Raw genomic sequence first — 25,465 nt, 5'->3', positions numbered from 1 at the left:
TTAAAGGTTTCATCATCCATAGTGTTCAGAACCTTCAACATCTCGATATTGGAATTCTAAATCCAAAATCAATTTTTCGCCATATTCCAATAATTGAGCTTTAGTGAGAGAATTTACATTCTTGTCAGAGAAAGGGAGCCTTTCCTTCAAATCAATTCGACAACTTCCGACAAGACTCGCTTGTATATAAGCTGCATAGTCATTGCTAGCAGATGCCCAGCCCATTAGTTGAAAGTCCATTTCAAAGCAAATGAATAATTCCCTACCATTCTGCTGCAAGTCTAAGATAGTAAGACCGTCGCTATCATGAATTTCGGATGAATCAATCATATCGAGTTTTTCTCTATTAAGATAGGGAAAATTCTCAGATAATGCTTTGAAGACAGACAATTCCTCTAATTGATGACCAATAAATTCCCATAAAATAATTTCTAAATCTTTTATTCGTGAGTACTGCTCTTTAATCATGATGCCTCTTAGTCCTTGCTAATAAGATGATGACACCTAGTAAAATAAGAATTCCAATTACAAAAACAGCTATTTCTAATTCTTTTAATTCTTCAATGTAGGGTATGATATAGATGCTTGATTCCACAAGTAGAAAACCGATAAGAACAAGGGCAATCGAAAAAAAGGTCTGTTTTTTATCCATTTTTATGTCCCTCCCTTAACTAGAGTTTACATAAAACTTAACTGGCTAAAAATTCTATTTCCCCTCTACCCACTTATCATTGTCCATGATAAAGGGCTTGGCCAAACCTTCTCCTGTGTAGTCTTTATATTTGGTCTGCAAATATTTGTAGACATCTTCCTTGGTCGCAAACTTGATGGCCTGGTATGGCTCTTCAAAGGTCAGCTTTTCGACAAACAGATAGCCGTCTTTATCTGGAACCAAGACACCGACATGCCCTACAAAGAGAGAATCACCGTCAAGATTATCGTGGACAATGACTGAAAGCATCCTTGCTTTTTCACTAAACTTGAACTGCTTGAAGTATTCCTCCATCTTCTTAGCATGGACTTTTACATCTTGAGTCGCTTCAGTCTTGACTCTTGAAAACAGGATATTAAAATCTTCCTTATCCTTAGCATCAAAGAGCTTGCCCTTGTCAATCGAATCATTATCTATGAACAAGAGTTCGTCGTCCTTTGCTATTTGAGGGATTTCGATGCTATTTTTCAGCAAAGTATAGGTATTGATCCGACAATTTGTTCCGATAAAATCGCCCTTCTTTGCCTGCCATAGAGGATTGATTTTTTCTACGTCATATTCTGTTTTGGTAAATTTAGTGAAATCGCCTGTTAAACCAGTCGAGCCAACAAGACCGTTATAGTCATTGACTAGATTGACAAAGCTAGCGACACTGTCTTTATCCAAGTCGGCAGCTAGTAAACTCTTAACTTCTTCGACACTTTTTTGACTATTTAAATTTGAATAAGTCGCCTTCCAGGGGTATTTTTCCGAGCTAGTCTGACCAACTGTTGGATTCTCTTGAGCGCCGTTTGATTGCGTCTTCCCACATGCAGCTAGGCCAAGAATTGCCAAGGTGCAGGCACTCATCAACATAATCTTTTTTACTTTCTTCATTCTTTCGTCCTTTTTACATTTTTCCTATATTCATCTACAAATAATTCCTCTTGTTATTATATCAAGAAATACTGGAAAACAGAAAGGAAAAATCTATCTTGGATAGAAACTCCCTTAAGTCATAAAAAATGACTGCACTTTTATCAACTGCAGTCACTTTGATTTATGAATAGATGAATAATGTAGAGTAGCCAACTTAAAGAATGTACTCGCTATAAACTGGTAAGTCTACTTAATCTTATGCTTGTTCATCTTTTCTTCAAAAATAGCTGTCATGATAGCGCGCAATTCTTCACGCTCCTTTTCAGGAAGCTCTCCTGCTTGCTTAGCTACAGCGTAAAGTTCTGGATATTGCTTGGCAACTCGCTCAACCGTCTTGGTCGTTGCATGCCCTCTCACAAGGAAAGGAATTCGCTTAAGCCATTCTTGTGGCACAAGGGCCAAAATCTTTTTAGCTGCTTCCTTATCGCTAATGACAGCTGTACTAAGCCCCTCTTTGATCTGCTCCTGCTCTTTTTCGGTAAAATCTTTTAATTCCATTCTGAACTCCTCTTTTCTAGTAAGTTACTTGCTCTTCTTAAATAGACTGCTCTTAGATTAGGTTTTTGAAATTTGAGTAACCCTGACAAGTCTTTCAGTCAAATTTCCAAAAATTAATTTGCAGCAGTTTCCAAAACTTCCGCAAAGATTACAAAGCCTTTTGGTAAGATAAGAAGTTGCCCGTCCGAGATTTGGCAATGACTTGCTAGATCCACAGAATCACTTTCTACAAGATAATTTTCTGTTGATTGGTTAAAAATTGCTCGAACCCTTTGACCATCATGATCCCATTCCAGAGACAGCACATCGGGCTTGATTTCTTCTAGACTATATTTCCCATGCTGGATAATGTCTGAAACACTCTTACGAAGCTGAATCAATTTCTTCATGAAATCGAGCATGTCATTGTCACTGGAAACACGTTCCCAAGGCATCACACGACGACAATCTGGATCTGGCCCGCCGCCTAATTCTAACTCAGTTCCATAGTAGAAACATGGTGTTCCCCTTTGTAAAAAGAGGCAGGCTAGAGCAGACTTAACAAGTTGAGCATCTCCTTTGGCAGTAGCTAGAATGCGCTCCGTATCGTGCGAATCCAGAAGATTGAACACCACTTCTGAAATCTGCTGTCTGTAATACATGGACTGACCATTAATCTCATTGATGAATTGAGGCGTCTTTTTAACCCCACGCAAGAAATAATCCTTGATACTATCAGAGAGAGGATAGTTCATGACCGCGTGGAATTCATCGCCATTTAGCCAAGGCTGAGAAGTGTGCCAGACCTCACCAAGAATATAAAGGTCAGGCTTTTTAGCCAAGACAGCCTTACGGAATTCTCGCCAAAACTGGTGGTCGACTTCGTTGGCCACATCCAGGCGCCAAGCATCGATGTCAAACTCTTCAATCCAATAGGTCGCAACGCTCAACAAATAGTCTCTCACTTGAGGATTGGCCGTATTGAGCTTTGGCATATAGCTCTCAAAGGCAAAGGTATGGTAAGGGAGCTTTCTTGGATTCGTAAGCTTATCCTTTGTCACCGGGAACTCTTGAACATGGAACCAGTCTTTATAAGCTGAATTTTCGCCGTATTTAAGGACATCCTGCCACTGTGGAGATTGGTCTCCGATATGGTTAAAAACAGCGTCCAGCATCACCTTCATGCCACGTTGATGGGCTTGCTCCACCAGTTTACGGAAGGTTTCCTTGTCTCCAAAATGACGGTCAATTTCGAAATAATCCGTCGTATTGTACTTGTGATTGCTCGGGGATTCAAAGATTGGACAGAGATAAAGGCCTGTAATGCCCAATTCCTGCAAGTAATCCAGATGGTCAATAATCCCCTGTAAATCTCCACCAAAGAAATCCTCACTTTTAGGCGTGATTGCCGAATCCCAAGCTAGAGAACCATCTGGTGAAATCTCAGGATTGCCATTAGCAAAGCGTTCTGGGAAAATCTGGTACCATACCGTCTCTGCTACCCAGTCAGGAACATGACAAGCATCAATCTCATGAATATAAGGAACTTTAAATCCGTTTCCTTCATAATGAAGGTTTTCTAGCGTGTTTTCAACACAACCCTTATCGCCATACAAGATACTCTGGCCTTGCTTATCCTTAATCTCAAAGAGATACTGGAGTCGCGCGTAACCAACTGAAATCTCCACCTGCCAATAATCAAACAAAGCATCGGAGGTGACTTTGACCATTTCCTTGCTGTCTTCATAATGATCCTCCATAAAGATAAAAGGATCTCCATAGTGCAAGGCTATACTTTCGATATCTCCCCTTTTCGTCCGAATGCGAATGTGCATTGTCTTATCTTTATAAAGATAAGCATACTCCGACTCTGGTCTGTGATAAATAGCTGACAATTCCATATTTTCTCTCCTAGATTTCTCTTTATAAACTCATCGCAACATTGTGCAAACGATTTCAAAATCTAGCCCTAGTATATCACTTTAAAAAAATGAATGCAAGGTGTTTGTTGGGGGATATAGTAAAAAGCCTTGAGGCCAAGGCTTTTACTAATTAGATTTTTTAAGAAGCTTACTCTATACTTACATGAACTATATTACGCAAGAAATGTATGCGACAGTTATCGTCTCTATCCTAGAGTGAAGTCCATAGTTAAGTAGATATTTTACATATGAAACATTAGAAAAACAATACCTGTTGTATTGGCTAGAATATGCGATAAAGTTGTAATCAAACAATTTTTAGTCTTTTTATAAATAACGGAATAGATGATGCTATCAATAAAAATCATCAAAACATCATAGCTAACAAGTTCAAAACTTCCACTAGCAATATGGGCTACCGCAAACAATAAAGACGACACAATAGCACAAAGCCAAAATGGAAACATTGTCATTGACTTACCAAGAAAGAAACCTCGCCATGCAATTTCTTCTCCTAAAGCCGCAATTATTACTTGAACCATAAGGAGTGGTATTTTATCGAAAGATAACATAGAATCCGTTCTTCCAACAATATGACTGGTGAACGCACCCTTAAATATAAAATCACCAATAATTAACGTTACTACAGCGGTTCCTATCGGGAGTAAAACCAAAAGAATTACCCCTTGTTTTTTCAAATCATTGAAAAATGATTTAAAGCGCAAACCTGATTCTATATGTGATTTTTTATCAAAATGTTCAAGAACAAAGAAAAAGAGAGTACCAATCAGTACGGTGAGACCTGATAAAGAAAGTTCAGGTATTATCTTTGTCAAAGACAATACTGCCATTAGAAACAAACCAATGATTGTAGTATATACAGACTTTTTATCTATTTTAGCAAAATCAAGCATAAATATTTCTCCTTAACGTTAGTAGGGCGACATGGTTATTCTTTTGTCTTGAATTGTCAAATTAAGTGCACAATTCAAGACTAAAAAAACTTTCGCCAAAAGGTCTCCTAGGCTTTCACGAGTAGAGCTACACACTCAGCGGTTCGGACTTACCGTATCATCCGTGAAAAAACAATCCTCACGAAATAAAGGAAAATCCTTCGTTTTGATATTGTTCCATTCGTATACTGAACCTACAATGTCTCCAACTATTGCTCCTAGCATACGTTTCCTCCTTATGGCATATCAGATTCGTTACACATTTCTAATGAGTCACTCTTTAAAAATGGCACCACCAAATCAATCCACTCATAAGGCAGGTAAGCTGATAAATAGCCGTGATTATAGCCCTTTGCTTCATACAAAATTGTATTTGAATGTAGCTGATGAAATAATTTCGCTGATTCTTTCACACAATTCAATTCTTTTTCACCATAGATATACAGAACCTGAGCCTTGCTAGCAGAAATCACATCTTTCAGCTTGTAACATCCCATATAGTTTTTGTAAATGGTCACCAATGTTTTGACAGGGGTCCTTGGCAAATCCTCCAAATAATAAGCTTTTATTTCCTCTGGAAAAGCCAGTTTAGGATAGAGTTTGTTCATCATGCTTAACTGAAGTTTGCAAGAGAATTTATTGAACATCAGTTTACCAAATAGAGACAGTAGAAAGATGCTGATTTTAGCTAACCTTGGTTGAGGAATACAGAGGCTTCCATCTATGATGGCCTTCTCAGCAATTTCACTGTCTAAAGACAAAAGCTCCATGGCAATTTGACCACCAAGTGAAACACCACCGATTGCAAACAATTTCCCACCACAGTTTGCTTTGATATAGTCTAGAATCTCCAAAGCAGAATCTTCAGTAGAAACATAATCAAGTTGATATTCCTCACCGTGGCCATTCAAAGTGGGTAGAATAATACGGTATTCTTTTGACAAGATTCGTGCTTGACGAAGATAATTCCACCAAGAACTGCCACCACCATGTATCAGTAAAATAGGAGGCAAATTCTTATCACCAAATTCATGGAATTTCATGTTTAAACTCCTTACTGTAGGACTTTCACTAACTACACCCTTGTTTAATCAGCTCGTACAAGCAGTGATACCGCCTCAACATGATGCGTTTGTGGGACTCAAAAGGTTTGGGTGAACCTTTTGAGGATTAACTACGTTTCACTAACAAACTCACACACTCGACGTGGTGCGTTTGAGGAAACAGATCCACCGGCTGGACTTTCTTCAACTCATATCCTAACTCTTGATAAAGTTTGATATCACGCGCCATGGTGGCAGGATTGCAGGAGATATAGACTATCCGCTGTGGCTCCATGCTGACACTAGAAGTGATAAAACTCTCTGTCAAGCCCTTACGCGGTGGATCGACTAGGATGACATCCGCCTTGATTCCTTGATCCAGCCAAGTTTGGATGGCTTGTTCTGCAGGGGCGCAAACATAGCTAGCATTGGTGATACCGTTGAGTTCTGCGTTGCGCTGACTATTTTCCACGGCCTCAGGAATGACCTCGACTCCATAGACCTGCTGGACTCGGTCAGCCAGCGACAGGCCAATGGTGCCAATACCTGAGTAGGCATCCAGCACAATATCCTCTTTTCTAAAATCAGCAAAGTCAAAGGCCGTCTGATACAGCTTTTCTGCCATCTCAGTATTGACTTGGTAAAAAGCTGGCGCAGCAATCTGGAACTGCTTGCCCAACATGCTATCAGTGATGAAATCTTGGCCGTAGAGTGTCCGAAATTCCCGACCGAAAATAGCATTGCCCGGCTGGTCGTTGATATTTTGCATGATAGACTTAATTGCTGGGAAAGCCTCTGTCAAACGCTCAATCAGCTGCTCCACTCGGAAAATCTTAGGCCGACTGGTCACCAAAATCACCATGATTTCACCCGAATAATGGCCACGGCGAACAACCAGATTGCGGATCAGGCCAGTACCTTCCTTTTCATCGTAAGGCTTGAGGTCAAAGCGGCGTAGCAAGTCGCGTACAAAAACGATGACTTGGTCAATAACTGGATCCTGAATATAAAAGTCCTCAATCGGCAGGAGATCATGGGAATTTTTCCGGAAAAAGCCAGTTTCCAGCTGTCCATTGACACGACGGACTGGCACTTGGGCTTTATTACGGTAGGCCAGTGGCTGATCCATGCCCAGTGTTTCCATCACTTCTACGTCCGAAATGCCAGCTATTTTATAAATGCAGTCCTGCACTTGCTTGCCTTTAAAAACCAGCTGGGCTGGGTAGGCTAAGTGTCCCAAATCAGCAATCCCAGTCCGCAGATAGGCCAAATCGACATGCTCATTGCGCTGGTCAGACTTCTTCACAAATTCCTCAACACGGCCAAAGCCGATCTTTTTGTTGACCTTGAGGACACGCATGCGAATCACTTCACTCGGCAGGGCATTTTCAATGAAAAAGACGCGGCCGTCTACCTTAGCCACACCCGCTCCCTCATGACTCAGATCTACAATTTCTACTTCAATAATATCGTTCTTTTTTAACATTTCTTTACTTTCTAATCAATCCTGCGCTCAACTGCAATGATACTAAAGCAGGGAATCACAGGATTTTCTACTGTTTATTTCTTTCTTCCTATTGGAAAAGATGTTCACATTTCTGCTCTGCTATTTTCCAAAAAGAAAGGGAAGAGACAAAATCTGCCACTTCCCATTATATCATAAGAGCCCTATCTTAAGCCCATTTGTTTCAATCTTTCTTTATAGGCTTCAAAATCAATCAAGAGTCCTTGACCACCATACATATCATAGGTGTCCGTCCAATCGCCTAGTTCTGGTATAGTGAGGCGCTCTATCCCATTACGTGAATCAAGCACCAAGGATAAGCCTTGCGACCAAATAAAACTCTGAGGTACATTGGTTGAGGTTAAGGCAAAAACTTTTCCTAATGCTTCAGATCCTGTAAAAAGCTTCGTAGGGTCTTTTATCTGCTGCATGATAGCAGTCAAAACTTCTTGCTGGCGGCGTGTCCGTCCAAAGTCACCCTCATCGTCCTTACGGAAACGGGCATAGTTTAAGAGCGTTCGACCATCCATATGCTGACGACCAACTTTGATGGTTTGAGTAGGAACCACTCCATCTTTCATGTTCAAATCATCTGGAACTTCCACTTCTGTGACTTTTTCTCCATCAATGGTCGAAAATTTAGCATCCATAAATACACCATTTGGAAAGAGGGTATCAATCGCAGTCGCAAAGGTGTTAAAGTCCACTAGAGCATAGTATTTAATGTCAATATCGAAGTTGTCCTTCAAGGCTTGGCGTACTGCTTCAGCTCCACGGTGATTGTCTTGTTCACCCAAAGTATAGGCAGCGTTCAACTTTTGATCATAATAATCATCATCAGTTGGCTCCGTGTAGGAATTGCTGACGCCGTCAATATGAATCAAGGTATCACGCATAAAGCTGACCAACTTCATTTTATGGTCTTTATTGCCAACGTTCAAGACCATGATTGAATCGGTCCGAGTCTCCGTTGAATTTTCTCCAATTCGGCCATCCGTCCCTAAAACAAGAATATTAATCCCATCTCGAGCATCATGGCCATCAAAGTACTCAACATCAGCCGCTTTGAGATTTCCTGGTCTCGCTGTATTTAAGCCTTTGAAAAACATAAAGAGCATGCCAGAAACAACCAGAAGCACAAAAATCAGGAGCCACATCAGCACGCGCTTTGGACGAATTTTTTTGTAGGTTCTCGGAGTTTTCTGAGTTGATTTTTTCGTTTCTTGCTTAAAAGAATTACGGGAATTCTTTTGACTTCTGCTAAGAGAGCCTTTACCCGGGTATTTGGGTAACAAACCGGATGAGTCCGTCTTCGAATCCTCTGGAGAAGCCTGCACGGTCTGCTTGGTAGACGGCTTTTGCGCAACATCTGACCGTCCTTTCGACTTTTGGCGGAGGTAATTATACTCCTCTTTTTCATGTTCGTTAAGATAGTAATAGTTTGTATGGAGATAATCCAGCCTTAACTGCTCGTGTCGACTCAGATTTTCTGTTTCTCTCATCTCTGCTCCAATCTATAATCCTGAATTTGAAAAACGGGATAACTGCCTAGAATTTTAAAGGTGATACCAAGTGTAGTAAGCTCTTGGTAAGCGAAATCCACTAATTCTTTCCGTTCATTATCAATATCTATAATAAAGAAATATTCCCCTAGGGCTGTTTTAAGAGGACGGCTTTCGATCTTTGTCAGGTCAATGCCACGCCAAGCAAAGGTTGATAAGGCCTTATACAAAGCACCGGGCAGATTATCCGGTAAAGTCAAAGCCAAACTCTGTTTTTCCTCTTGCTTTACAAGCCTAAGAGTGGGAGTGGTCTGTCCTAAAATCCAGAAACGAGTAAAATTTTCCTCCATTTCCTGAATATCCTGAGCCACCACTTGCAAACCATACTCGACTGCCGCAGTCCGCGGTGCAATAGCGGCGAAAGGTTGGTCAGGATGCTCAGCCACAAAGCGAGCCGCATAGGCTGTACTAGCTGTAATCTCAATCGCTGCTTCTGGATGATGCTGGCGAATATAGCCTTTCCCCTGAGCAAGCGCTTGAGGATGGGAAAAAACTTTCTCAATGGGCTTGTCCAAACTGGTCGCCAATAACTGCTGCTTAATGGGCTGAACAATCTCTGCTACCGCTTGGATCTCAGCCTGATGGAAAAGATAATCCAAGGTCTCATGGACACTTCCTTCAATCGAATTTTCCACGGGAACAACTGAATAATCCACCTCTTTCCCTTCATAGGCCTTCATCACTTCTGTGATATTTTGATAAGGCACCAAGTCTGCTTGGGGAAAGGCTTCTTGGGCAACATGGTGGGAAAAAGATCCCTTGGGTCCTAAAAAAGCTACTTTCATTGAATTTCCTCAATAATTTCTTGTGGCGTTTTTCCTACCACGTCAATTGTCTGTGTCGCGACTGCCTTATAGAGAGCCTGCCGTTGTTCAAAAATCTCCTTCAAATCTGCCTTGCTCTTGGTCAGATACAAGGGACGCTGATTTTCCTGATCTCCCTCAATCCTACGAAAGAGGGTCTCAAAGTCAGCTTTCAGATAAATATTTTGGGGATTTTTAGCTAATAAGTCACGGTTTTGGGGACTCAAGACAACACCGCCTCCCGTAGAAAGCACGACGTCCTGCTGGATACACTCAGCCAAAACTTCAGCTTCAATTTTCCGAAAGGCTGACTCTCCGTATTGAGCAAAATACTCTTGGATGGACATACCGATTTTTTGGACAATCAGCTCGTCCATATCCAGAAAATCTGCTGACAAGGCTCTCGCAATCGTTGATTTTCCCGCTCCCATGAAGCCAAGTAAAATCTTAGCCATTCACCAAGTCCTCCAAGTCTGAGAAGAAGCTAGGATAGCTGGTATTGATAGCCTCTGCCCGCTCCAGCTCCACCTGACCATTCGAAACTAATAGAGCCGCAATGGCTGCCATCATTCCAATACGATGATCGCCGAATGTATTGACGGTTGCGCCATGAAGAGGCGTTTTTCCATCGATAATCATGCCATCTGCTGTGGGAGTAATGGCTGCTCCCATGCTATTTAAAGCATCTGCAACAACCTGAATTCGATCGGTTTCTTTGACTTTTAACTCCTCGGCATCTCGGATCACCGTTCTGCCTTCAGCTTGGGTGGCTAAAAGGGCAATAATCGGAAGCTCGTCTATCAAGCGCGGAATAATCTCTCCGCCAATCTCCGTTCCCTTCAGCTCAGAAGTCTCAACAGTAATCGTAGCGGATTTAGCCACCTCATCTATATTCGAAAGGGTCATCTTACCGCCCATTGCCTTGATAACATCAAGAATCCCTGTCCGAGTTTCATTGATTCCAACATTTTCAAGAACGATTTTGGAATGGGGCAGAATCAAGCCTGCAACCAGCCAGAAGGCTGCACTGGAAATATCACCAGGCACTCTCACTTCTTGCCCTGTAAAGGTCTGACCACCCTGCACACGAATTTCCTTGCCCTTGACCTCAATTTGACCCCCAAATTGAACAATCATATCCTCTGTGTGGTTACGGGTGATTTCCTTTTCAATAATGACTGACTCGCCTTGAGCCTGTAAAGCCGCAAAAATCAAGGCTGATTTGACTTGAGCGGAAGCCACTGGCAGCTGGTAATGGATCGGCTTTAAATCTTTTCGGCCATGGATGTGAAGTGGCGGTAAATCTCGTTCTGTCTGACCACAAATATCCACACCCATTTGACTAAGAGGCAGGGTTACCCGATCCATCGGACGCTTGGACAAACTATCATCCCCAAACATCTCTGCTGCAAAATCCTGACCTGCCAAGACACCCGAAATCAAGCGGATAGAGGTTCCTGAATTTCCCATGTCTAATTTATTGTGCGGCGCCTTGAGACCATCAAACCCAACACCGTGGATCTTAACAGTCTTTCCATCATCCTCTATCTTGACGCCTAAATCACGAAAGACCTGCATCGTAGAAAGGACATCCTCACCTCTCAAAATATCGTGAACCACTGTAAGGTCCTTGGCCAAGCTCCCAAACATAATCGAACGGTGACTGATTGATTTGTCGCCTGGTACACGGATGCGACCATTCAGGCCTTTTGCCTTTGTTCTTAACTTCATAGATGCCCCTTTCAATTGCTACTAACTTCTATTTTATCATAAAAATAGCAATTTTCTAAAAAATTCTTGTATTCATTCCGACTTCTTCCTTCTTTCTACTTTTATACATCATAAAAGAGGCTGCGACAATCGTCTCTCAGCCTCCCTTTATTCCTTATCAAAATCACGAGAGTGCTAGATTCTTGTTCTAGTCATTCTCTGATTTAGCCATTATTTGTGTCCTAGATGCTTATCAATCTCATCCATAATCCGCCCCATCACATAGCTAATCTGCAGATTGCGACCAATCAAGATAGCCCAGAAAATAGCCATCAGATAGTTCTCAGACATGATTGCTTCATTAAAAAAATATGTTTCTAGGGCTGTAAAAGCCGCCATTACTATAAATTGTCGTCTATTCATTCTTCCATTATAGCATGAAAAATCATAAAAATCTAAATTCAATCATCTTGAACAGTGATTTTTTCCGCTAGAAAATCAAAGCCTTCCGGTATCAAACTTTCTTCCTGCTTTTCAGCTACTTCTGCTTTATTGCTACGACTTCTAGCTGAAAATTCTGCTCGAATTTGAGTCCAATCCTCTAGTGAAATAGCCAGAATATCTGGTGAAAAGCCAGCAGCATTGCTGAGCAGATTCCCAAACATGGTATTGAGATTTTCTCTTTTCATAGTCTGCTCAGCGTTGAAATGAGACTCAAAGGCCAAAATAGCATGGTTTTCATTGGCCGCGACTGGCTGCGAACCAATGAGCAGAGCTTTGTCCGCGCCTGCCAGACTCTCGATGATTTCACCCCAAGCATTTTGCAGCCTAGTTAAATTGCTGCGAGCCAAGTCAGGATTTTCCACTGCCTCTTCCAAGATGGCATTGACCTTATTGCGGTCTACTCGATAGGTCTTAGCCTTCTGAGGTCGTGCCTCTGATTTCTTAGCTACTGGAGCTGGCTGACTGCCGACGTTGGCCAATTGCTGCTTGAGCTGCTGGATCTCCTGCTTGAGATTAGACAGTTCCTCTGCCAAGTTGTCAGGAATCTGATCTAAGCTTGCTTTTTCCTCAGCCAGTCGAATGGTCATCATTTCTGTATAAATCTTAGGTTGCAGGCTATTCTTGATGTCTACTAAACTCTTAGTCGCCATCTCAATCATGGCAAAAAGAGTCTCCTGCGGTGTCTTGAGATTTTCCAGAAAGAGCTCGCTGGCATGATGATTTTCCCCACCAGTTTTGACAATGATTAAGTCACGCAAATATTGCAGGAGGTCCGTCACGAAGCGGGGCATATTTTTACCACTGTCAAAAATCAGATTGAGATTATCCAAGGCTGCAACCGCATCATGAGCAATCAAGGCAGCTACATAGGCATCCAAGGCTCCTAAGCTGATAGAGCCAGTGATTTCTTCGGCAATGTCAGTGGTCAAACGATTTTCCTGAGTTAAGCTAAGAGCCTGGTCGAGGATAGACAAGGCATCTCGCATCCCGCCCTCAGCTCGACGGGCAATAATCTGCACACCTTCTTGCTCAAAATCAATGCCTTCCTGCTCCAAAATCCACTCAATATGACCAATAATGTCCTGCGTCTTGATAGACTTAAACTCAAAACGCTGGACGCGCGAAAGAATGGTCGCTGGAATCTTATGCAGCTCTGTCGTCGCTAGGATAAAAACCACATTTTCCGTTGGCTCTTCCAAGGTCTTGAGCAAGGCGTTAAAGGCTCCAGTCGAGAGCATGTGAACCTCGTCAATGATATAGACCTTGTGCTTGGCTAAGCTGGGCGCATAGGTGGACTTGTCTCGAATATCACGAATCTCATCGACACCATTATTAGAAGCCGCGTCAATTTCGATAACGTCTTCAAGGCTTCCCTCAGTGATAGCCTGACAAATATAGCAGTCATTGCAGGGCTCGCCGTCCTTTTGATTCGGACAGTTCATAGCCTTGGCAAAAATCTTGGCAACACTAGTTTTTCCTGTTCCACGTGGACCAGAGAAAAGATAAGCGTGACTGATTTTCCCTTGCTCCACAGCCTGACGCAGAGTGGTGGCCACCACCTGCTGACCAACCAGCTGACCAAAGGTCTGACTGCGGTACTTTCGATATAAAGCTTGATACATTAGACTTTTTCTCCAAACATTTCAAAATTCCAAGTTGTCTTTTCAAGCAAAATCCGGACAAACTTTTCCAGATATTCCTGATCTACCTTATCATAATCACCCGTCAAGGCCGAGTCCAAATCCAACACTCCAAGAAGGCGACCGTCTTTTACCATGGGCACCACAATCTCGCTCTTAGCCCGGCTATCACAAGAGATATAGTTGGCATGCTGGGTCACATCATCTACGATAATCGTCTGTTCTTTCTCCGCAGATTCCCCACAGACACCCTTGCCTAGCGTAATATGGACACAGGAAACACCGCCCTGAAAAGGCCCCAAAATCAGCTCCTTCCCATCAAAAAGATAGAAACCAGTAAAAATCGAATGAGGAAGGGCTTGATTGAGCAGGGCGCTCGCATTCGACAGATTGGCCAAAGCATTGGGCTCCCCATCCAGCAAGACTTCTAGCTGAGCCAGCAACAGTTGATAATTTGAAATTTTTTCCCTTTTATTCATACTTTCTATTATATCAAAAAGCCTGTCCTACAGGAGAAAAAATAAAATTTTTTTAGCTTCTTTTCTAGTCCGAGCTTCAAGTTGTAAAATATCTTCTCATTCTAACCACTACAAAAGAGAGACCTAATCCTTATCAGTCCTTCTTCAAAAATAAGAAGCTGAGATTATCCATCCCAACCCCTGATGCTATAGAAACACTAAACATGCTTAACTCATCTTTTTACAGCCACCCCATAAAGCGGATAAGGTACATATTTAGTCGTACCTGACGCGAATAGTAGTAATTTCCACCATTAATATAAAGCTTGGGTCCGTAAAAAATGGAAAGTACATTATAGTATGAATAGGTTTTTCCAGTCACATTGCCAAGACTCGGAGCAACCACTTCTTTTGAGTATTTTTTTGCAAGCTCGAGCGTATTCTCGCCGCCATTTTGCGCAACATAGTCGATATAAGCCTGACCAAAATTGTAGGCCTGAACTGCCGTCCAGACATCCACCTTTTTCTCGCTGGCCAGCTCTAGATTATCCGATAAAGTCTGAATCCCTTGCCGGACACTTTCTTTATTGTCTGTAATCGAATTGATTTCGCCTGTTGCACTCTCACTAGACTGCATGAGGTCGTTGTTTCTTCCCTTGGTTTCCGTGTAGATCATGGCTAGGACTAGCTCTTCATTGGCCGCCGTATCCTGCTCGTCCAGTACTTCTCTAACCAAGTTTTGATAGGTCATAACCTGCTTAACATCACGATGGACTTGATAGCCTTTTATCGCAATGGCAGCCAGAATGATGACCAAAATCAATCTTCTGATAAATTTAAACATTATTTACTTTGTATATCCTCGATATTTTTGATAAGAATAGAATAAGTTCCGTTATCATTCTGGATAAATTCCACGGATTCAGCATCCTGATAGACATTATTGGGAACGATTAGCTCTATTCCATTAGAGAGGGATAATTTTTGATTTTCGAACTTTTTCTTCTGACGGCTGCTGTCAATCTCATCAAACTTGATTGGCTCTGGCACGGTTTCCTTGACCTGGTCGATAAAGGTCAGTCGGGCAGTCAGATTGCTGTCAAACAGCTCGTCTGCCAGCTTTTCAGGAGACAATTCGTCGTTTTCCTCCAGATTTTTGAAAATGCTGGATTTAACCTTAGACTGGAACTGAAAGTCGTCTGTGTTAAAGCTCTCGGCAATCTTTTGAGCCGTTTTTTCCAGCGTTTTGATGGATTTTTTTGGTGAAATCTTAGGACTAACCTGCAAGAGATTATCCGAAAAATAGTTGAGGAAGGCACCATTGTACTTGATACGCTTTTCAATCAGATGGTACTTGCGAGACTGGAGATTGATGACCAAAGCCTCGTCCGCCCCCGTACCAAAGCCAGGCAGATTGTTCTGCGTCAGCTTGATAGGATTGTCTACCTCGCCACCCAAGTGGGTCAAGGTTTCCCGCAGGGCAATCCGCAGAAAAGCAAAATGCTCCACGCCTTCCTTGTCAAACTGGACGAAAATCAGATCGTTGGTTTTCTGGTTTTCACTGACAGAAAACTCCTCTTGCCAGAGCTTGACCACCGTCACGGATGTTTCCAGTAAGTCGTCTGAAAGCTGGGCTAAAAAGACATTATCAGGTTCGAAAATGCCTGTTTTAGCCTCGTCTGAATAGACCCGTTCGATTTTCTTACGCAAGTATTCCTCAATCTTTGGAGTAATGTTGAGAAACTTATCCGACAGCAGCAGTTCGGTATCAGCTGGACTGAATTGATGAATGATGGCCTTTTTTACGTAAATGTCCATCTTAGTTCAAACCTTCGTAGAGCGGAAAAGCATCCGTCAGTTCACGAACTTCAGCCCGAACTTGATTGAGCACCGCTTCGTTTTCAGCGTTTTCCAGAGCCTTGATAATAAGCTCAGCTACCTTGATACTTTCTGTTACACCGAAGCCTCGAGCTGCAATGGCTGCTGTACCGATACGAATGCCGCTGGTTTTAAATGGTGACAAAGTCTCGTAAGGGATGGAGTTTTTATTAAGGGTAATATTGACTTCATCCAAGAGATTTTGAGCGACTTTCCCATTTTCTACAACCTTAGTAACATCCACCAAGAAAAGGTGATTTTCAGTACCATCAGAAATCACGCGGAACTTATCATGCTGACGGAAGACTTGCGCCATAGCTTGGGCATTGTCCAAAATCTGCTGGGCATAAACCTTGAAAGCTGGATCTAGCACTTCTTTAAAGGCTACAGCTTTGGCTGCAATGATATGCTCCAATGGTCCGCCTTGAATGCCTGGGAAGATAGCTGAGTTGATTTTCTTAGCCAAGTCTTCATCATTTGTCAAAATCAAGCCACCGCGAGGGCCGCGCAAGGTCTTGTGGGTTGTCGTAGTTGTGATATCCGCATAAGGCACAGGGCTTGGATGGAGACCTGCAGCAACCAAACCAGCTATGTGAGCCATATCGACCATCAGCTTGGCGCCGACCGCATCAGCAATTTCACGGAATTTTGAAAAGTCGATGATATGAGAATAGGCTGAAGCACCTGCCACAATCAGCTTAGGCTGAACCTCTTTGGCTTGCTTGAGGATGGCATCAAAGTCCAGTAATTCTGTTTCTGGATCAACACTATAGGATACAAAATTGTAGGTTTGGCCAGAGAAGCTGACTGAAGCCCCATGAGTCAAGTGACCGCCAGCAGACAAATCCATCCCCATAACTGTATCACCCGGCTCAATCAAAGCCATATAAGCTGCGCAATTTGCCTGACTGCCTGAGTGAGGTTGCACATTGGCAAATTTGGCACCAAAGATTTCCTTGGCGCGCTCAATAGCCAAGCTCTCCACAACATCCACTACGTCTGTTCCACCATAATAACGGCGACCTGGGTAGCCTTCAGCGTATTTATTGGTCAAAATAGAACCTTGAGCCGCCATAACAGCTTTAGAAACGACATTTTCTGAAGCGATCAGCTCGATATTATGTTGCTGACGCTCTTCCTCATTGGCAATGGCATCCCAGAGTTCTTTGTCAAATGCTTTGTAGTCTTCTTGGTCAAAAATCATAAGGTGTCTCCTTTTTTTGAGAAAATAGGACGCTAGGATCCTAATAGTTAAAATGTTATATCATTTACTTGGGCGAGAATGTCCTCGCGGGTAATGGCTCCTTGGCGCAAAATACGTGCCTTTTCTCCAGACAAGTCCAGAATGGTTGAATCCTGGCCAGTCAAGGAAGCATCATCTTCTACCCCTGAGACTTGCTCTTGAAAATCCATCATAATCTGCTGGAAATCAGTTCCACTGGCTTTTCCAGAAAGATTGGCGGATGGACCAATCAAGGGTCCATACTTGCGAATCAAGTCAAGGGTAACAGGGTGCTTAGGAATCCGAAATCCTACGGTTTCCATACCGGAGTTAATCCAAGATGGCACTCGGTCATTAGCTTGGAGGATAATAGTCAGCGGCCCAGGTAGAAAGGCTTGATAGAGTTTTCCCAGATAGCTGGGCTGGTTCTTAGAAAAACGGTAAACTTCTTCCAGGCTAGCCACATTGAGATTGAGAGCTTTGTCGCGCGGTCTTCTTTTTAATTCGTAGACTCGCTCAACTGCCTCTTCGTTCAAGGCTTGGGCAAAAAGTCCATAAACTGTTTCCGTCGGCAGGACAACCGCTCCGCCTGCTGCCAGAGTCTTTTCAATCTTATCCATTGTCCACTGCCACCATTCTATCCTTGCCAAACTGATCTTTCAGAACTCGGATTCGCTTTTTGGGAAAAGATTTTTTGAATAACTCCCTGATGCCGGCTCCTTGCTTGTAGCCAATTTCCAGATAGATTTTTCCTTTTTCTGTCAGATAGTCTCCTGCCTGCTCTGCTATTTTTCGATAGACGGCATAGCCATCCTCCTCAGCAAAAAGGGCCATGTGAGGCTCTGAGGTCAGAACGTTAAGTCCAACTTCGTCTTTATCAGCTTCTGAAATATAGGGTGGATTGGAAACGATGATGTCAAATGTCCCGCTAAACGCTTCCATGCAATCGGATTGGACAAAAGTAAGGTTAAGTCCGCAGGATTGGGCGTTTTCCGCCGCCAAGGCAAGTGCATCTTCTGAGAGGTCAGAAGCAGTAATCTGCCAGTCTGGACGACTGCTTGCCAGTGCCAGAGCGATGGCCCCACTACCCGTTCCGATATCCAAGACAGACAGAGAACCTTCGAGATTTTCTGACAAAATCAGTTCCACCAGTTCCTCTGTCTCAGGCCTTGGAATCAGAACTCGCTCGTCCACCTTGAGAGTCAAGCCGTGAAAGTCACTGCTCCCAATGATATACTGGGCTGGCTTATGAGCGAGCAGCTGCTCATGAATTGCTTTCAGCTGGTCACGATCTTCCTGACTAACCTCTGCCTGAAGCTTGAGAACAAAGTCGGTAAAAGAGAGGTCATTGAGAGCTCGATAAACGAAAGACAGGCTTTCTGCTTCTTCTCCCGCTGCTACCAGCTCCTGCTCTAACTCAGCTAAATATTGAGCTAGGGTCATTATTTATTCAGCTCTTCTAGTTTTTGCGTTTGGTCATAGAGTACCAAGGCATCTACAACTTCATCCAATTTACCAGACAAGATCGTATCTAGCTTTTGAAGAGTCAAGCCGATACGGTGGTCTGTGACACGGTTTTGCGGGAAATTATAAGTACGGATCCGCTCTGAACGGTCACCAGTACCAATCGTTGACTTACGTTCAGCGTCTTGCTCATCCTGAGCAATCTGCGCAAAGTGGTCAGCCACACGCGCACGGATAATCTTCATGGCCTTTTCACGGTTCTTCTGTTGGGTCCGTTCTTCTTGCATCTCAACCTTGATATTGGTTGGCAAGTGAACAATACGAACGGCTGTCGCAACCTTGTTGACGTTCTGTCCACCAGCACCTGATGCGTGGTAGATGTCCACACGAAGGTCTTTTGGATCAATATCGTATTCTACTTCTTCGATTTCTGGCATAACCAAGACAGTTGCTGTTGAGGTATGAACACGGCCTTGACTTTCTGTCACAGGAACACGTTGTACACGATGGGCACCAGATTCATACTTAAGTTTAGAGTAAACGGATTGCCCTGAAACCATAGCCACTACTTCTTTGAAACCACCGACACCATTCATAGAGGCTTCCATGACTTCAAAGCGCCAGCCTTGGGCTTCCGCATACTTTTGGTACATAGTTAGAAGATCACCAGCGAAGAGGGCTGCTTCGTCTCCACCAGCGGCTCCACGGATTTCAAGGATGATGTTCTTATCATCGTTTGGATCCTTTGGAAGGAGCAAGATTTTGAGCTTTTCTTCGTATGCTTCTTTTTCAGCCTTGGCATCTTTGAGCTCTTGCTTGGCCATTTCTTCCAAATCAGCATCACCAGAAGCGTCTTTTATCATTTCTTCAGCGTCTGTGATGTTTTGCAGGACTTTTTTATACTCACGATAAGCTGTCACTGTATCACGAGTAGAAGCCTCTTCTTTTGAAAGCTCCATGAAACGCTTGGTGTCTGAGACCACATCTGGGTCACTAAGTAATTCTCCAAGCTCTTCATAGCGGTCTTCCACTGCCCGTAACTGGTCATAAATATTCATCTTTGTAATCTATCTCCTTGATTTTCTAATTCATTCTACTTAATGGGTGGATTGAAATAATGCTTGCGGCAAACAGAAATATAGGTCTCATGGCCACCGATTTTGATCTGTTCGCCATCATAGACAGGTTTCCCGTTATCCGTCCGCAAAACCATGGTTGCTTTTTTTGAACAATATTGGCAAATGGTTTTGATTTCGTCAATCTTATCAGCCAAGAGCAAGAGGTGCTTGGAGCCTTCAAAGAGTTCATTACGAAAGTCATTTTTCAGACCAAAAGCCATGACTGGAACATCTAGCTCATCCACCACCCTAGCCAAATCATAGACATGATGGCGTTTCAGAAACTGAGCCTCATCAATCAAAACACAGTAAGGCTTTTCAGGAAGCTGCTGGATATAGCCAAAAATATCCGTCTGGTCTTCAATAGCTATGGCATTTCGTTTCATGCCGATACGACTAGAAACGACACCAAAGCCATCACGTGTATCGACAGCCGAGGTCATGATAACCACGCTCTTCCCCTGCTCTTCGTAGTTGTGGGCCACTTTCAAAATTTCAATGGTCTTGCCCGAATTCATTGTGCCATATTTATAATATAACTGAGCCATTTATTCTTACATTCTCTCTAAGTATTGTCTTTCTAGGACTTTCAGCTTTATCCATAGACTCGGCTGAAAAGACCGACCGTACTTCCTATTATTTTACCACAATTCACTATTCTTTAAAACCTAATTTGTGATAAAATAAGATTATCAAAAGAAAAGGAGAAATCATATGCCATTTGTAAGAATTGATTTATTTGAAGGCCGCAGCTTGGAACAAAAGAAAGCTTTGGCTAAGGAAGTCACCGAAGCCGTTGTCAGAAATACTGGCGCACCTCAGTCTGCTGTCCATGTCATCATCAACGACATGCCAGAAGGCACTTACTTCCCTCAAGGTGAAATGCGAACAAAATAAAATCAAAAAGGCTGAGATAATAACTCAGCCTTTTAATTTTATGATGAAAACGCTCAGCGTCGCTTCTTTTGGATATAATTCAATCGCAGTTGGTAGAGGATTGCACTCACAACCAAACTCGCAATCAGTCCAATCCAATAGCCATAAGGTCCCAAATCCGTAGCCTGATCTAAAAACAAGCCCAGAGGCAAGGAAACACCCCAGTAAGCTAACAAGCCCAAGTAAAATGGTGCTTGAGTGTCCTTGTAGCCTCGCAAAATTCCCTGCAAAGGAGCGGCAATCGTATCAGCCAATTGGAAAAAGAGGCTAAAGGTCAGAAAGATTGAGGTCAGACGTATGAAATCCGGATCTGAGCCATAGAGACTGGCAACCTTATCTCGGGAAATATAGAGAAAAATCAAAGTAAAGACCGCAAACCCAGATGCTACAATTCTCCCCAAAGTGCAATATTTTTTCACATCGTCAAGTCTTTCAGCTCCCAGCTCATAAGAGACGATAATGGCCATAGCTGTGGAAATACTCATAGGGAAAGCGTACATTAAGTTTGAAAAATTCATGGCAGCCTGATGGCTAGCAATAATCAAAGAAGAAAATTTTGACATCACTAGTCCGACGATTGAAAAGATGACAACTTCGGCAAAGACTGTCCCTCCTATTGGCAAGCCTAAGCGAAAACCTTCAGCCAAACCAGCTTTGTTCAAGGAACGAATTTTCCAGAGTTGGTATTGGCGGACTTTAGGATGTTTGATGGCCAATAATAGTGATATGACTAATAAAACCCAATAAGCCAAAGAAGTGCCCAGTCCCGCACCAGCTCCGCCCATTTCTGGAAAGCCAAAAGCTCCATAAATCAACACATAATTAAAGCTGGCATTCAAGGGTAATAGCAGGAGCATCAAATACATAGAAAGTCGAGTCAGCCCCAAAGCATCTAAGAGAGAGCGAATAACACTAAAGAGCAAGAAGGGAATGATACCAATGGACAAGTAGAGAAGATAATGCTGGGCCACATCTTTTACCAAAGAATCTAAGCCTAGACGCTGCAAAACCAAAGGAGCACCTAAAAATACCAGCGCAAATAAAATCAGCGATAGAGCCAAAGAAAGATAGATGAACTGATAAAAATCTGATGCAATTTTTTCATCTTTCCCCTGTCCTAAATGATGACCGATGATCGGAACCAAAGCAGACACAATCCCTGTTAGAAAAGAGAAAAATGAACCCCACAGACTGGTCGCCATAGAGACACCTGCCAGATGCAAGGTATCGTATTGGCCCGTCATGGTCGTGTCAACAAAGGAAGCCGAGAAATTTGCCAGCTGATAAATCAAGATGGGAAGAAAAATTGAGACAAACAAGCTTAGGCGTTGTTTCAAATGATAAGTCTGATACATGTTGAAGTCCTTTTTTTAATCTTCTTTAACTATACTACAAGCCAGCTCAATAGTCAAAAGAGGCTGGGACAAAAGTCCTAACCTCTCAATTGTCTTTGGATTGTCGAGCAAGACGCAGTGGTTGAGTGGGCTCTACTACGCTGATTTCATCAGCTTTTACAGCCCTACTCAACTGTGCGGAGGTGGGACGACGAAATCGAATTTTAACGAATTACCGATTTCTGTCCCACTCTCTTTCTTATTTATTTTTGCGATTTAAGATGGCGTTTAGGACAATGGCAATCAGACTAGCCATGACAATTCCATTTGAGAAGAACATCTGAAGGCTGGTCGGTAAGCTGTTGAAAAGGCTGCTACCATTGAGTCCGACACCTGCTGAAATAGAAATCGCTGCAATGAGGAAATTATGCTCACTGTGCTCAAAGTCAACACGCGCTAAGATTTGCATCCCCTGAACGGACACAAAACCAAACATAACTAGCATGGCACCACCAAGAACTGGACTTGGGATAATCTGCGCCAAGGCTCCGAATTTTGGCAAAAGACCAAGGAGAATCAGGAAACCAGCGGCATAATAAATAGGCAACCGCGTCTTGATACCGGATAATTTGACCAAGCCAACATTTTGTGAAAATCCTGTGTAAGGGAAAGTATTGAAGACACCACCCAGCAGGACCGCAAGTCCTTCTGCTCGATAACCATTTCGTAAGCGGGTGCTGTCAATTTTATCTTTGGTAATGTCAGAAAGTGCCAAGTACACCCCTGTTGACTCCACTAGAGAAACCGTTGCAATGATACACATCATTACGATAGAAGAAAATTCAAACTTTGGTGCTCCAAAATAGAAAGGGGTTGGCACATGGACCAGCGGAGCCTGTGCAACGGGCGTCAAATCCACCAAGCCCATGGCTCCAGCAATGCCCGTACCGACAATCAACCCAATCAAAATAGAGATGGATTTGATAAAACCTTTGGTAAAAATGTTAATCAAAAGAATAATCAGCACCGTCACAGCTGCTAGAATCAGACTTTGGGCGGTTGGCTTGTCTACATTATTTCCCATATTGCCAATGGCTACTGGAATCAAGGTCAACCCAATGGTCGTAATAACCGAACCAGTCACAACAGATGGAAACAGATTAGCGATTTTTGAGAAAATCCTAGCGATCAGAACAACATAAATCCCTGATGCAATCAAGGCACCAAACATGGCGCCACTACCATGGCTCTGCCCAATGATAATCAAGGGAGCAACGGACTGGAAGGCCACGCCCAGCACGACTGGCAGACCGATACCAAAATATTTATTTAGCTGGAGTTGCAAGAGAGTGGCAACACCACACATAAATATATCAGTCGAAATCAGATAGGTCAGCTGCTCGGCCGAGTATCCTAAAGCCCCAGCAATCATAATCGGTACAAGAATGGAGCCTGAATACATAGCCAACAAATGCTGCAACCCTAAAATGGCTGCCTGTGAATGTTTTTCTTCATTATAGTTCATCTTATAGATCTGCCTCTCTAAATACAACTTTTCCATTTTCAAATCTGTCAATTCGAGCCAAGGAAAGAACTGTTTGGCCTTGAGCTTCTAGCAAGCTTCGACCATCTTGGAAAGATTTCTCAATCACGATTCCAACGGCTACCACCTCAGCACCAGCTTCTTCAATGATTTTAATCAGGCCTTTAGCTGCCTGACCATTTGCCAAGAAATCATCAACGACCAGAACCTTGTCACTTGACTCCAAAAACTTACTAGCGATGGAGACAGTCGAAGTGACCTGCTTGGTAAAGGAATATACTTCCGCCGTTAAAATTCCTTCAGTCATGGTGATGTTCTTAGACTTTTTAGCAAAAATCATTGGAACACCCAAGGCTTCCGCCGTATAGACAGCCGGTACAATCCCTGAAGCCTCAATCGTCACAACTTTTGTAATGCCTGCATCCCTGAAATGCTCGGCAAATACTTGTCCGATTTCTTTCATAAGCGAAAAATCAACCTGATGGGTCAGGAAAGAGTCAACTTTGAGAATATTTTCTCCCAAAACGTTGCCGTCTTGCAGAATTCTCTCTTCTAATTTTTTCATGTATCTCCTCTTAACATATCTTGGTTCAATGATGAAAGGACCTACCACGATAAGCAAGTCCTTTCTTTTAATGACAAATAGCCTGACACTAAAAGTATCAGAAAGTCATTAGACTCACTTATTGTTAGATGTTTGGCATCTTGTAGAGACCTTGCCCCAATCATTAGCAAGATAAATAAGTTATTCTATTTAATTAATGAGCATCTCCATTCCAGATGGAGTTTTTTACGATGACATAGTCCACGCGAGTCAGGCTATGCAAATCACGCCCCCCCGCATAGGAAATGGAACTCTGCAAATCCTGCTCCATTTCAGTTAATGTATCTTGCAAGTGGCCCTTAGCTGGCAGCAAAATCTTCTTGCCTTCGACGTTTTTATAAGCACCTTTTTGATACTCGGATGCAGAACCATAGTATTCTTTAAACTTATCACCATCTACCTCGATGGTTTCACCAGGGCTTTCAATGTGGCCTGCAAAGAGCGAACCAATCATAACCATGCTGGCTCCGAAACGGATTGATTTGGCAATATCACCGTGCGTCCGAATCCCTCCGTCCGCAATAATAGGCTTGCGGGCAACCTTTGAGCACCAACGAAGAGCAGATAACTGCCAGCCGCCTGTACCAAAACCTGTCTTGACTTTGGTAATACAAACCTTGCCTGGACCAATGCCGACTTTAGTTGCATCCGCGCCAGCATTTTCCAACTCCCGCACAGCTTCTGGAGTTCCGACATTTCCAGCAATGACAAAGGTCTCTGGCAATTCTTTCTTGATGTGTTGGATCATTTGAATCACACTGTCTGAGTGCCCATGCGCAATATCAATGGTAATGTATTCAGGCGCATCATCTTTGAGGCTGCTAACGAAGTCATATTCATAGTCTTTTACACCGACTGAGATCGATGCAATCAGGCCTTGCTCATGCATTCGTTTGACGAATGGTTTGCGACCCTCCTCGTCGAAACGGTGCATAATGTAAAAATAGCCTCCTCGAGCAAGCTCTTCAGCGACAGATTCGTCAATAATCGTCTGCATATTGGACGGAACGACTGGCATCCGAAACGTATGTTTACCGAATTTCACGCTAGTGTCAGCCTCTGAGCGACTTTTCACAATACATTTCGCTGGAATTAGTTGAATATCTTCATAGTCAAAAACCTGAAAATCATTGAGCATGGAAAACTCCTTATCAATACTT

The 25,465-nt window shown here is 42.9% G+C and carries 27 protein-coding genes, 1 pseudogene and 1 riboswitch; of the genes and pseudogenes, 1 reads left to right on the top strand and 27 read right to left on the bottom strand.

Translation table 11 applies throughout. The annotated features are described in order from the left end of the window. Positions 1-12 precede the first annotated feature (12 nt). From D8797_RS06545 to D8797_RS06435, 23 genes are all read right to left on the bottom strand, one after another. A complete protein-coding gene (locus tag D8797_RS06545) occupies positions 13-468 on the bottom strand; it encodes a hypothetical protein (protein WP_125379737.1) in 456 nt (151 codons plus the stop codon). Next, on the bottom strand, positions 461-652 hold the full coding sequence (locus D8797_RS06540; protein WP_125379736.1) for a hypothetical protein: 192 nt from the start codon (positions 650-652) through the stop codon (positions 461-463). The genes D8797_RS06545 and D8797_RS06540 overlap by 8 nt, the downstream gene beginning before the upstream one ends. Positions 653-706: 54 nt before the next feature. Beyond that, positions 707-1,588 carry a DUF4300 family protein gene (locus D8797_RS06535; RefSeq protein WP_125379735.1) on the bottom strand — a complete coding sequence of 294 codons (882 nt, stop codon included), beginning with the start codon at positions 1,586-1,588 and terminating at the stop codon, positions 707-709. Between the two features lie 228 nt (positions 1,589-1,816). Continuing rightward, complete coding sequence (locus D8797_RS06530; protein ID WP_048763436.1) at positions 1,817-2,128, bottom strand: hypothetical protein; 312 nt, start codon at positions 2,126-2,128, stop codon at positions 1,817-1,819. Between the two features lie 113 nt (positions 2,129-2,241). Further along, on the bottom strand, positions 2,242-4,008 hold the full coding sequence (locus tag D8797_RS06525; RefSeq protein ID WP_125379734.1) for a glycoside hydrolase family 13 protein: 1,767 nt from the start codon (positions 4,006-4,008) through the stop codon (positions 2,242-2,244). 263 nt (positions 4,009-4,271) lie between these two features. After that, positions 4,272-4,943 carry a CPBP family intramembrane glutamic endopeptidase gene (locus tag D8797_RS06520; RefSeq protein WP_125379733.1) on the bottom strand — a complete coding sequence of 224 codons (672 nt, stop codon included), beginning with the start codon at positions 4,941-4,943 and terminating at the stop codon, positions 4,272-4,274. Positions 4,944-5,078: 135 nt separating this feature from the next. Continuing rightward, entirely contained in the window at positions 5,079-5,207 is a 129-nt protein-coding gene (locus D8797_RS10420; RefSeq protein WP_080937013.1) for an ADP-ribosylglycohydrolase, read from the bottom strand. Positions 5,208-5,218: 11 nt separating this feature from the next. Beyond that, positions 5,219-6,025: an alpha/beta hydrolase gene (locus D8797_RS06510; RefSeq protein WP_125379732.1), complete on the bottom strand. Its 807-nt coding sequence runs from the start codon at positions 6,023-6,025 to the stop codon at positions 5,219-5,221. A 127-nt stretch (positions 6,026-6,152) separates the two neighbouring features. Further along, positions 6,153-7,511 (bottom strand): 23S rRNA (uracil(1939)-C(5))-methyltransferase RlmD, encoded by a 1,359-nt coding sequence (rlmD, locus tag D8797_RS06505; RefSeq protein WP_125379731.1) that lies wholly within the window; start codon positions 7,509-7,511, stop codon positions 6,153-6,155. Between the two features lie 182 nt (positions 7,512-7,693). Beyond that, positions 7,694-9,031, bottom strand: a complete 1,338-nt coding sequence (locus D8797_RS06500; RefSeq protein WP_125379730.1) for an LCP family protein — start codon at positions 9,029-9,031, stop codon at positions 7,694-7,696. After that, a complete protein-coding gene (pheA, locus tag D8797_RS06495) occupies positions 9,028-9,876 on the bottom strand; it encodes a prephenate dehydratase (RefSeq protein WP_125379729.1) in 849 nt (282 codons plus the stop codon). Before pheA ends, D8797_RS06500 begins: the two co-directional genes overlap by 4 nt. Further along, positions 9,873-10,349, bottom strand: a complete 477-nt coding sequence (locus D8797_RS06490) for a shikimate kinase (RefSeq protein WP_125379728.1) — start codon at positions 10,347-10,349, stop codon at positions 9,873-9,875. Before D8797_RS06490 ends, pheA begins: the two co-directional genes overlap by 4 nt. After that, on the bottom strand, positions 10,342-11,625 hold the full coding sequence (gene aroA, locus D8797_RS06485) for a 3-phosphoshikimate 1-carboxyvinyltransferase (RefSeq protein ID WP_125379727.1): 1,284 nt from the start codon (positions 11,623-11,625) through the stop codon (positions 10,342-10,344). Before aroA ends, D8797_RS06490 begins: the two co-directional genes overlap by 8 nt. Positions 11,626-11,835: 210 nt before the next feature. Further along, a complete protein-coding gene (locus tag D8797_RS06480) occupies positions 11,836-12,027 on the bottom strand; it encodes a DUF3272 family protein (protein ID WP_125379726.1) in 192 nt (63 codons plus the stop codon). A 38-nt stretch (positions 12,028-12,065) separates the two neighbouring features. Then, complete coding sequence (gene dnaX / locus D8797_RS06475) at positions 12,066-13,730, bottom strand: DNA polymerase III subunit gamma/tau (RefSeq protein ID WP_125379725.1); 1,665 nt, start codon at positions 13,728-13,730, stop codon at positions 12,066-12,068. Beyond that, complete coding sequence (gene msrC, locus D8797_RS06470; protein ID WP_125379724.1) at positions 13,730-14,227, bottom strand: free L-methionine (R)-S-oxide reductase MsrC; 498 nt, start codon at positions 14,225-14,227, stop codon at positions 13,730-13,732. Before msrC ends, dnaX begins: the two co-directional genes overlap by 1 nt. Before the next feature lie 220 nt (positions 14,228-14,447). Then, a complete protein-coding gene (locus tag D8797_RS06465; RefSeq protein ID WP_125379723.1) occupies positions 14,448-15,050 on the bottom strand; it encodes a lysozyme family protein in 603 nt (200 codons plus the stop codon). Continuing rightward, positions 15,050-16,024 carry a nucleoid-associated protein gene (locus tag D8797_RS06460; protein ID WP_125379722.1) on the bottom strand — a complete coding sequence of 325 codons (975 nt, stop codon included), beginning with the start codon at positions 16,022-16,024 and terminating at the stop codon, positions 15,050-15,052. Before D8797_RS06460 ends, D8797_RS06465 begins: the two co-directional genes overlap by 1 nt. 1 nt (position 16,025) lies before the next feature. After that, a complete protein-coding gene (glyA, locus tag D8797_RS06455; protein ID WP_125379721.1) occupies positions 16,026-17,288 on the bottom strand; it encodes a serine hydroxymethyltransferase in 1,263 nt (420 codons plus the stop codon). 47 nt (positions 17,289-17,335) lie between these two features. Then, a complete protein-coding gene (locus D8797_RS06450) occupies positions 17,336-17,926 on the bottom strand; it encodes an L-threonylcarbamoyladenylate synthase (RefSeq protein ID WP_125379720.1) in 591 nt (196 codons plus the stop codon). Next, a complete protein-coding gene (prmC, locus tag D8797_RS06445) occupies positions 17,919-18,749 on the bottom strand; it encodes a peptide chain release factor N(5)-glutamine methyltransferase (RefSeq protein WP_125379719.1) in 831 nt (276 codons plus the stop codon). Before prmC ends, D8797_RS06450 begins: the two co-directional genes overlap by 8 nt. Continuing rightward, on the bottom strand, positions 18,749-19,828 hold the full coding sequence (gene prfA, locus D8797_RS06440; RefSeq protein WP_125371734.1) for a peptide chain release factor 1: 1,080 nt from the start codon (positions 19,826-19,828) through the stop codon (positions 18,749-18,751). Before prfA ends, prmC begins: the two co-directional genes overlap by 1 nt. A gap of 35 nt (positions 19,829-19,863) precedes the next feature. After that, complete coding sequence (locus D8797_RS06435) at positions 19,864-20,436, bottom strand: thymidine kinase (RefSeq protein ID WP_048764258.1); 573 nt, start codon at positions 20,434-20,436, stop codon at positions 19,864-19,866. Positions 20,437-20,593: 157 nt separating this feature from the next. On the opposite strand from D8797_RS06435, the pseudogene D8797_RS06430 reads away from it, so the two are divergent. After that, a pseudogene (locus tag D8797_RS06430) lies at positions 20,594-20,785 on the top strand (4-oxalocrotonate tautomerase); the annotation flags it as partial. A gap of 53 nt (positions 20,786-20,838) precedes the next feature. On the opposite strand, the gene D8797_RS06425 reads toward D8797_RS06430, so the two are convergent. From D8797_RS06425 to guaC, 4 genes are all read right to left on the bottom strand, one after another. After that, positions 20,839-22,179 (bottom strand): MATE family efflux transporter, encoded by a 1,341-nt coding sequence (locus D8797_RS06425; protein WP_125379718.1) that lies wholly within the window; start codon positions 22,177-22,179, stop codon positions 20,839-20,841. A 238-nt stretch (positions 22,180-22,417) separates the two neighbouring features. Beyond that, positions 22,418-23,683, bottom strand: a complete 1,266-nt coding sequence (locus D8797_RS06415) for a nucleobase:cation symporter-2 family protein (RefSeq protein ID WP_125379717.1) — start codon at positions 23,681-23,683, stop codon at positions 22,418-22,420. A 1-nt stretch (position 23,684) separates the two neighbouring features. Next, positions 23,685-24,266, bottom strand: a complete 582-nt coding sequence (locus D8797_RS06410; protein WP_125379716.1) for a xanthine phosphoribosyltransferase — start codon at positions 24,264-24,266, stop codon at positions 23,685-23,687. A 101-nt stretch (positions 24,267-24,367) separates the two neighbouring features. Continuing rightward, positions 24,368-24,465: riboswitch (purine riboswitch) on the bottom strand. Next, on the bottom strand, positions 24,460-25,443 hold the full coding sequence (guaC, locus tag D8797_RS06405) for a GMP reductase (protein WP_037586165.1): 984 nt from the start codon (positions 25,441-25,443) through the stop codon (positions 24,460-24,462). It overlaps the preceding riboswitch by 6 nt. Between the last annotated feature and the right edge of the window lie 22 nt (positions 25,444-25,465).

It is taken from the genome of Streptococcus cristatus, assembly GCF_003944225.1.
Lineage (GTDB): Bacteria > Bacillota > Bacilli > Lactobacillales > Streptococcaceae > Streptococcus > Streptococcus cristatus_K.
The sequence above is the reverse complement of the archived record's forward strand: the minus strand, read 5'-3'. Positions and strand labels throughout refer to the sequence as shown.

Excerpts from the sequence above, each read along its gene's own strand:
- D8797_RS06545 (WP_125379737.1), bottom strand. The coding sequence starts at position 468 with ATGATTAAAGAGCAGTACTCACGAATAAAAGATTTAGAAATTATTTTA.
- D8797_RS06540 (WP_125379736.1), bottom strand. The coding sequence starts at position 652 with ATGGATAAAAAACAGACCTTTTTTTCGATTGCCCTTGTTCTTATCGGT.
- D8797_RS06535 (WP_125379735.1), bottom strand. The coding sequence starts at position 1,588 with ATGAAGAAAGTAAAAAAGATTATGTTGATGAGTGCCTGCACCTTGGCA.
- D8797_RS06530 (WP_048763436.1), bottom strand. The coding sequence starts at position 2,128 with ATGGAATTAAAAGATTTTACCGAAAAAGAGCAGGAGCAGATCAAAGAG.
- D8797_RS06525 (WP_125379734.1), bottom strand. The coding sequence starts at position 4,008 with ATGGAATTGTCAGCTATTTATCACAGACCAGAGTCGGAGTATGCTTAT.
- D8797_RS06520 (WP_125379733.1), bottom strand. The coding sequence starts at position 4,943 with ATGCTTGATTTTGCTAAAATAGATAAAAAGTCTGTATATACTACAATC.
- D8797_RS10420 (WP_080937013.1), bottom strand. The coding sequence starts at position 5,207 with ATGCTAGGAGCAATAGTTGGAGACATTGTAGGTTCAGTATACGAATGG.
- D8797_RS06510 (WP_125379732.1), bottom strand. The coding sequence starts at position 6,025 with ATGAAATTCCATGAATTTGGTGATAAGAATTTGCCTCCTATTTTACTG.
- rlmD (WP_125379731.1), bottom strand. The coding sequence starts at position 7,511 with ATGTTAAAAAAGAACGATATTATTGAAGTAGAAATTGTAGATCTGAGT.
- D8797_RS06500 (WP_125379730.1), bottom strand. The coding sequence starts at position 9,031 with ATGAGAGAAACAGAAAATCTGAGTCGACACGAGCAGTTAAGGCTGGAT.
- pheA (WP_125379729.1), bottom strand. The coding sequence starts at position 9,876 with ATGAAAGTAGCTTTTTTAGGACCCAAGGGATCTTTTTCCCACCATGTT.
- D8797_RS06490 (WP_125379728.1), bottom strand. The coding sequence starts at position 10,349 with ATGGCTAAGATTTTACTTGGCTTCATGGGAGCGGGAAAATCAACGATT.
- aroA (WP_125379727.1), bottom strand. The coding sequence starts at position 11,625 with ATGAAGTTAAGAACAAAGGCAAAAGGCCTGAATGGTCGCATCCGTGTA.
- D8797_RS06480 (WP_125379726.1), bottom strand. The coding sequence starts at position 12,027 with ATGAATAGACGACAATTTATAGTAATGGCGGCTTTTACAGCCCTAGAA.
- dnaX (WP_125379725.1), bottom strand. The coding sequence starts at position 13,730 with ATGTATCAAGCTTTATATCGAAAGTACCGCAGTCAGACCTTTGGTCAG.
- msrC (WP_125379724.1), bottom strand. The coding sequence starts at position 14,227 with ATGAATAAAAGGGAAAAAATTTCAAATTATCAACTGTTGCTGGCTCAG.
- D8797_RS06465 (WP_125379723.1), bottom strand. The coding sequence starts at position 15,050 with ATGTTTAAATTTATCAGAAGATTGATTTTGGTCATCATTCTGGCTGCC.
- D8797_RS06460 (WP_125379722.1), bottom strand. The coding sequence starts at position 16,024 with ATGGACATTTACGTAAAAAAGGCCATCATTCATCAATTCAGTCCAGCT.
- glyA (WP_125379721.1), bottom strand. The coding sequence starts at position 17,288 with ATGATTTTTGACCAAGAAGACTACAAAGCATTTGACAAAGAACTCTGG.
- D8797_RS06450 (WP_125379720.1), bottom strand. The coding sequence starts at position 17,926 with ATGGATAAGATTGAAAAGACTCTGGCAGCAGGCGGAGCGGTTGTCCTG.
- prmC (WP_125379719.1), bottom strand. The coding sequence starts at position 18,749 with ATGACCCTAGCTCAATATTTAGCTGAGTTAGAGCAGGAGCTGGTAGCA.
- prfA (WP_125371734.1), bottom strand. The coding sequence starts at position 19,828 with ATGAATATTTATGACCAGTTACGGGCAGTGGAAGACCGCTATGAAGAG.
- D8797_RS06435 (WP_048764258.1), bottom strand. The coding sequence starts at position 20,436 with ATGGCTCAGTTATATTATAAATATGGCACAATGAATTCGGGCAAGACC.
- D8797_RS06425 (WP_125379718.1), bottom strand. The coding sequence starts at position 22,179 with ATGTATCAGACTTATCATTTGAAACAACGCCTAAGCTTGTTTGTCTCA.
- D8797_RS06415 (WP_125379717.1), bottom strand. The coding sequence starts at position 23,683 with ATGAACTATAATGAAGAAAAACATTCACAGGCAGCCATTTTAGGGTTG.
- D8797_RS06410 (WP_125379716.1), bottom strand. The coding sequence starts at position 24,266 with ATGAAAAAATTAGAAGAGAGAATTCTGCAAGACGGCAACGTTTTGGGA.
- guaC (WP_037586165.1), bottom strand. The coding sequence starts at position 25,443 with ATGCTCAATGATTTTCAGGTTTTTGACTATGAAGATATTCAACTAATT.